Origin of the sequence: Vibrio sp. 10N.261.52.A1 (assembly GCF_002876325.1) — a bacterium.
Taxonomy (GTDB): domain Bacteria; phylum Pseudomonadota; class Gammaproteobacteria; order Enterobacterales; family Vibrionaceae; genus Vibrio; species Vibrio chagasii.
The window spans coordinates 1-5846 of record NZ_MCYD01000653.1 but is presented as its reverse complement, the minus strand read 5'-3'; the positions used below and the strand labels follow the sequence as shown (position 1 = coordinate 5846).

The 5846-nt window shown below is 44.6% G+C and carries 5 protein-coding genes; 2 read left to right on the top strand and 3 right to left on the bottom strand.

The annotated features are described in order from the left end of the window. Both BCT81_RS12230 and BCT81_RS12225 read right to left on the bottom strand, forming a co-directional pair. Nucleotides 1–716, bottom strand: a 716-nt coding sequence (locus BCT81_RS12230; RefSeq protein ID WP_102424583.1) for a HEAT repeat domain-containing protein, incomplete at its 3' end; no start/stop codon positions are given. An 81-nt stretch (nucleotides 717–797) separates the two neighbouring features. Further along, a complete protein-coding gene (locus BCT81_RS12225; protein ID WP_102424582.1) occupies nucleotides 798–2129 on the bottom strand; it encodes an anaerobic sulfatase maturase in 1332 nt (443 codons plus the stop codon). A 137-nt stretch (nucleotides 2130–2266) separates the two neighbouring features. On the opposite strand from BCT81_RS12225, the gene BCT81_RS12220 reads away from it, so the two are divergent. Next, entirely contained in the window at nucleotides 2267–3055 is a 789-nt protein-coding gene (locus tag BCT81_RS12220) for an SUMF1/EgtB/PvdO family nonheme iron enzyme (RefSeq protein ID WP_102424580.1), read from the top strand. Between the two features lie 101 nt (nucleotides 3056–3156). Continuing rightward, on the top strand, nucleotides 3157–4839 hold the full coding sequence (locus tag BCT81_RS12215) for an alkaline phosphatase family protein (protein ID WP_102424578.1): 1683 nt from the start codon (nucleotides 3157–3159) through the stop codon (nucleotides 4837–4839). 102 nt (nucleotides 4840–4941) lie between these two features. On the opposite strand, the gene BCT81_RS12210 is transcribed toward BCT81_RS12215, so the two are convergent. Next, nucleotides 4942–5846: substrate-binding domain-containing protein (locus BCT81_RS12210; RefSeq protein ID WP_102424577.1), on the bottom strand; the 905-nt coding region annotated here is incomplete at its 5' end.

Here is a 5846-nt window from a genome sequence, read left to right as displayed (position 1 = left end):
AGGTCCGGGACATTCGCTAAACCACGATCTAACACTTCAACCGCTTGTTGGTCTTTCTTCTGAGCTCGGAAGTTGTCTGCGTAGCTCAACCATACTTGAGGATCATTTTGATGCGTTTTGATCAACTCTAAATAAACCGTTTCCGCCTTTTCCCACTCATTGTGCCAACGTAGGACATCTGCAAACAGTAACTGAAACTTCTCAGATTCTTGCGTTTCCAAGAAAGTGATCAGCTCTTTTACCGCCGGTTCAATTTCCGCTTTTTGCGCATCATCTAGGGTGTTGAAATCACGAACTAAATTCGATGTCGCTGTGTGGCGAACCATGGTATCGCTGTCTTTAAGCAAAGGAGAAACCAATGCCCAACGATGTTCCAGTTGATATGGTTCAGAGCCAATAACTGCAGCTTCGCGCACTTCAGGGTCTTGGTCTTTCAAGCCTCTTGCAACAGCCACCAGCGCGTTTTGGCTTGGGTATGAAGCCAATTCTTGCAAAGCTCCTGTGCGGTTTTCAATAGACTGATTCTTATCTTGTGCCATGTAAGACAGCTGCTGAATGCGAGTTTGAGTGTCCGTCATTTCAAGCACTTGATTTATGTTCTGTGCAGGTGCGTCAACAGTGGCTTGGACGCTGTTAGCTGCCATTGCAGATGTTGATATCAATGCGGACGTTGAAATAAATAAAGCAACCGCTGTCGCTAAACTCTTCTTGATCATAGTATTACCTTAAACTTGAGAACTTAGCCTGTCCCTAGACTCATATCTGATTGAATGTCGTTAAGATTGATAGACCTTGAATTAGAACTTGGTCTCGAACGTCGTTTGTTTTGCCAGTTCTGCTCGACGCGCCATCATCACAGAATCGCTGTACTTACCATGTGCTACGGGGTTTCTCATCGCACGAGCGATATACGCCATCGACTTGTCGACATGAGAGAAGAACTTGTGCCAACCCGCGCATAAATAGTTTAAGCCCGGCTCACCCGCACGAGTTTTGATAAAGCGGTTTTTAGGACACTCGCCATGACAAGCAAACTTGTAATCGCATTGCTGACATTGGCTCGTTAACGTGCGTGATTTAGCAAAGCCAAACTTCTGTTGTGAAGCGCTGTACGCCAGATCATCCAACTTCTCGTGATGGATATTCCCGATTTTGTATTCTGGATAAACATAGTGGTCACATGAGAAAACGTCACCATTAGGCTCCATAGCAAGGCCTTTTCCGCAAATCTCGTTCAAGGTACAAAGTGGATTAGGACGACCAATCCACGTTTCTAAACTTGCTTCGAAATATTGCACGAACACTTTGCCGATATCGTTTTTCGCCCACTCATCAAACACGGTAATGAGAAAGTTACCCCACGCCAGATCTGATACACACCATGACTCCATAATTGAATCTTTATGACCCGGGATCAGGCGCTTGTCACCCTGCTTCAATTGCTCGCTCACTTGAGAAGTTTGCGGTGCAACCGTTCTAAAGGTTTTTTGCTCAACGATTGGGATAAATTGCATTTGTGGCGACTTCACCACATCACGTAAGAATCGGTACACTTCTAGTGCATTTTGACTGGTCAGGTTGTTCACGCAGGTTAACGTCGCGAATTTCACTTGGTATTTGTGCAGCAGTTCAACCGCAGCCATTACTTGCTTGAACGTACCACGACCGGCTCGGTTAGTACGGTAGGCGTTATGCAGCATCTCTGGGCCATCAATACTTAAGCCTACCAGAAAGTTATTCTTTGCTAAGAATTGCCCCCAATCGTCATTCAGTAATGTGCCATTAGTTTGCAGGTCATTGGAAATCAATACACCTTCAGGTTGATACTTCTTCTGTAGTTCAACCACACGTTCAAAATAAGCCAAACCAAGCATGGTAGGTTCACCACCCTGCCATGAAAAGATGATCTCAGGAGTATTTTGACCTTCGATGTATTGTCGGATGTAGGTCTCTAATGTTTCATCATCCATTCTTGGAGAACTGCCTTTCTTGTACTCCAACAAATCTTGCTTACTAAGGTAATAACAATATTTACAGTCAATGTTACATGCTGCGCCAATTGGCTTCGCCATAACATGCAAGCGTTTAGACGCTTTGCCATTATATTGAGGACCTTGAGTAATGTGCATGATTTACCTACCTATCTTAGTGTCTTGTTCCCATAATAATTCCGAATGAAGTCAGTGGCATGTTATACCCTTTATAACCAATTGGAATGACTGAAAACGTTAGAATTGACCTCTATTTCGAACATTTGAGGCACGTGATGAAATTTATCAATTACAAACATTTAGCAGCAGTTAGTGGTGTCACCATGACTATTCTTCTTAGCGGCTGTTCAAGCGTGCCAACGCACCCTATCGCCCAACAAATTAATCAAGATATGGTGTTGGTTGAAGGTGGGACATTCACCATGGGTTCAAACAGCCCAGAAGCAAGTAAAGCTGAGCGTCCTGCACGTAGTGTTACTGTAGATAGTTTCTACATCGCGAAGTTTGAGGTGACTCAAGAATTATTCGAATCAGTAATGGGCTCATCTCTCAGTTACTTCCCAAACCCGCAAGTTCCAGTCAATAACCTGAGCTGGCAGCAAGCAAACTATTTCGTAGAGCAACTCAATAAGTTAACTGGTGAAGAATACCGTTTGCCAACAGAAGCCGAATGGGAATTTGCAGCCAAAGGTGGCAACAAGAGCAAAGGCTATACTTACAGTGGTTCCAACAACTTAGATGATGTTGCGTGGTACTCAGCAAATTCGAAAAATAGCGCACACCCAGTCGGGCTAAAGAAGCCAAATGAACTAGGCTTATATGACATGACAGGTAATGTTGGCGAATTCGTTATCGATGCCTTCGATGACACCTTCTACCGATTTGGTCCAACAGACAATCCAAACAACGCTAAACACAGTGACGTAGGCTTATCACACAAGTCTGTTCGCGGTGGCAGTTTTGCTTATGACGAGAATGAATCGGAAAGTTACCGTCGTGATTTCGCAAGCCAATCCATCACCATGTCTGACATGGGACTGCGCCTAGTTAAAGACGCAGACTAAGCGCATCGCGGAATAAGTTTATCGCGTCGTTTATAACGCTAAACAGAACTCATGCGACACAAACGTTTTCACGCTACGGCAATACTGAATAAGGACACTCTATGCAATACACCAAGCTTTCAGGTCTTACACTTGCTCTACTCTGTGCTTTGCCCGCAACAGCTGCAGAGAAACCAGATTTGGTTCTTCAAATCACGGTTGATGGTCTGCGTGCCGATCTTATAGAGCGCTATAAGCATAACTTTGGTGAGGGTGGCTTTCGGTATTTGATGGATGATGGCACGTATTACACCAATGCCAATTATCAGCATGGCAACACGGAAACAATTGTAGGACACGTCTCTCTGGCTACGGGTGCTCCACCTAGCGTTCACGGCATGATGGGTAATGTTTGGTACGACCGTAGTGAAGAGCGTTTAGTGTATAACGTAGAGGATGGTAACTACACCATGCTCACTTCTGGCGCAGGTGTCGACAAAGCGACAGAAATCGATCCGACACAAAAAGCAGCACAAGGCGATGGCCGTTCTCCCGAGCCAATCCTCTCTACCACGTTTGGTGACGAGCTGATGATCTCAAATAGCGGAAAATCAAAGGTTTTTGGTGTTTCAGTTAAAGATCGTGGTGCAATCTCTTTAGCGGGACACAGTGGCAAAGCCTTCTGGTTCTCTAAAGCGCAATCTGAATTTGTCACGAGTGATTACTATTATGACGAATACCCAGATTGGGTATCTCGCTGGAATGAAAAGAGAGTTGCGGCGCAATACTCGAAACAGAAATGGGAGCTCTCGTTACCGCGTGAACAATATACCCTTCAAGAGCACGGTACCGATTACAAGGTTAAGCTAGGTGATTTCCAACGCACCTTCCCTCACCCTTATGGCCCAGCGAGTTATAAATATTACAGCACTACGTTAACCGTGAGCCCAGCAGGTGATGAGATTACTGAAAACTTTGCCAGCACATTATTAATGCAAGAAAAGCTTGGGCAAGGCGATGCCACCGACTACCTATCGGTTAGCTTCTCATCGAACGATTATGTGGTTCACCTCTACGGCCCAGAAAGCTTAGAAACTGAAGATAACTTAATTCGACTTGATAAAACCATCGCGAAACTTTTAAAAACCGTCGATGACCAAGTGGGCTTAGAAAACACACTCATTGTTTTGTCCGCCGACCATGGCGTACCTGAAGCGTCGCCTGCGGCAAATGCGCTAGGTTTTAGTCAGGCACAATACTTCGACAAAGATGCTCTGCTTTCAAGCGGTGTCGAGAAGCGATTGAAAGACGAATTCGGTTTATCTAAAGATGCAATTCGCCTGTATGCACAGCCTTACATTTATCTGAATCATGACCTTATCGCTGAGAAGAAACTTGACCTAGCAAAAGTGCAAGAAGCGATGGCTGATGAGATTGCCAAAATAAAAGGCGTAGCCTTTGCTGTTTCAAGCAGTGACATCGCGAAGAACAGAGTACCTGACACACATGTGATGCAGCTCATCAAAAACAACTATCACCCTGCTCGTTCTGGTGACGTTTATGTTGTATTTGCACCGCGCAGCTACATAAACGACATGGAAGGTCTACAAATCGCGTCGACGCATGGTTCGCCATGGAAATACGACACTCATGTACCGGTTATCTTCGCAGGTTATGATATTGAAGCTAAAAAGGTATCACGAGCAGTTACACCTTATGATATTGCACCGACTCTCTCTAATAAGCTAGGCATCACACAGCCAAGTGGTTCGATTGGTGAGGTATTGAAAGAAATCGTCGACTAAAAGCATTAGCACTAAACCAGCTTAAACCTGTGCATTAAAGCCGCTTATCTAATACAGGCAAGCGGCTTTTTCTTTGCTGTAGTGCCGGGAACGTTCAGTACACTAGTTTTTGCCTGAATAACGGAAAGCTTCTCGAGTTAACTGGCTCAACTCTTCATCATCCATTTTGTTGTGCACCACGGTGATTCTGCCTAGATAAATCAACGGCACTTCTGTTTGTCGACCTTCCAAGTGAAACTTGATGGCTTCTGCAGTGGCAACCCCCAGATCATCACTCATTCGCATTGGTGTTGCATCAAGCTCGTCAGATCGGATTTTCTCTATCTCTTTTGCGGTTCCACCCCAACCTGTCACATATATCTCAGACAACTTGTCTGCTTCGCCTAGTGCATCTACAGCACCCATCGTCATTGCCGTGTTCGCATTATGAACCATGGTCACTTCTGGAAAGTTACCCAAAACCAACCGGATCCCATCAGCACCACCAATTTTTTGATACTGCCCAAAATGCTCATAAACCGTTAACCAATCGCCCTTCTCTTCAACACAGTCAATAAACCCTTGAGAGCGTTGTGTATCTGTAATACCTGGAATACCTCGGTTAGCGGAAAACTCCACGTCGTTACCTAGCTCTTTAACCACGTGGTCACACAACACCTCGGCTCCCATTTCGCTGGAAAAATCAAACCAACTATCAGGTTGGTGAGTCCATTGCTCGTTCGGCGTGTGAAATGCCCAAATGAAGGTTTTAAAGTCAGAGGAAGCCGACAGTTTTTGGATATTACCGGCTTGTATATCCAACTCTGATGGTCCAAAAATGACAAAATCATAGGGTTTTACAGAGCTAAGAACTTGCTCGGTGTATTGAGTTTGAAGTGAGTGTTCGATCTGCCTAGATGTAAATTCATCAATCTCAAATTTAAGCTGTAAGGCAATCAATCTTTCCTTCAACGCGATGAAATTACGTATCCAGAAATCAGAAATATCTGCACTTGGATAAATTAAAG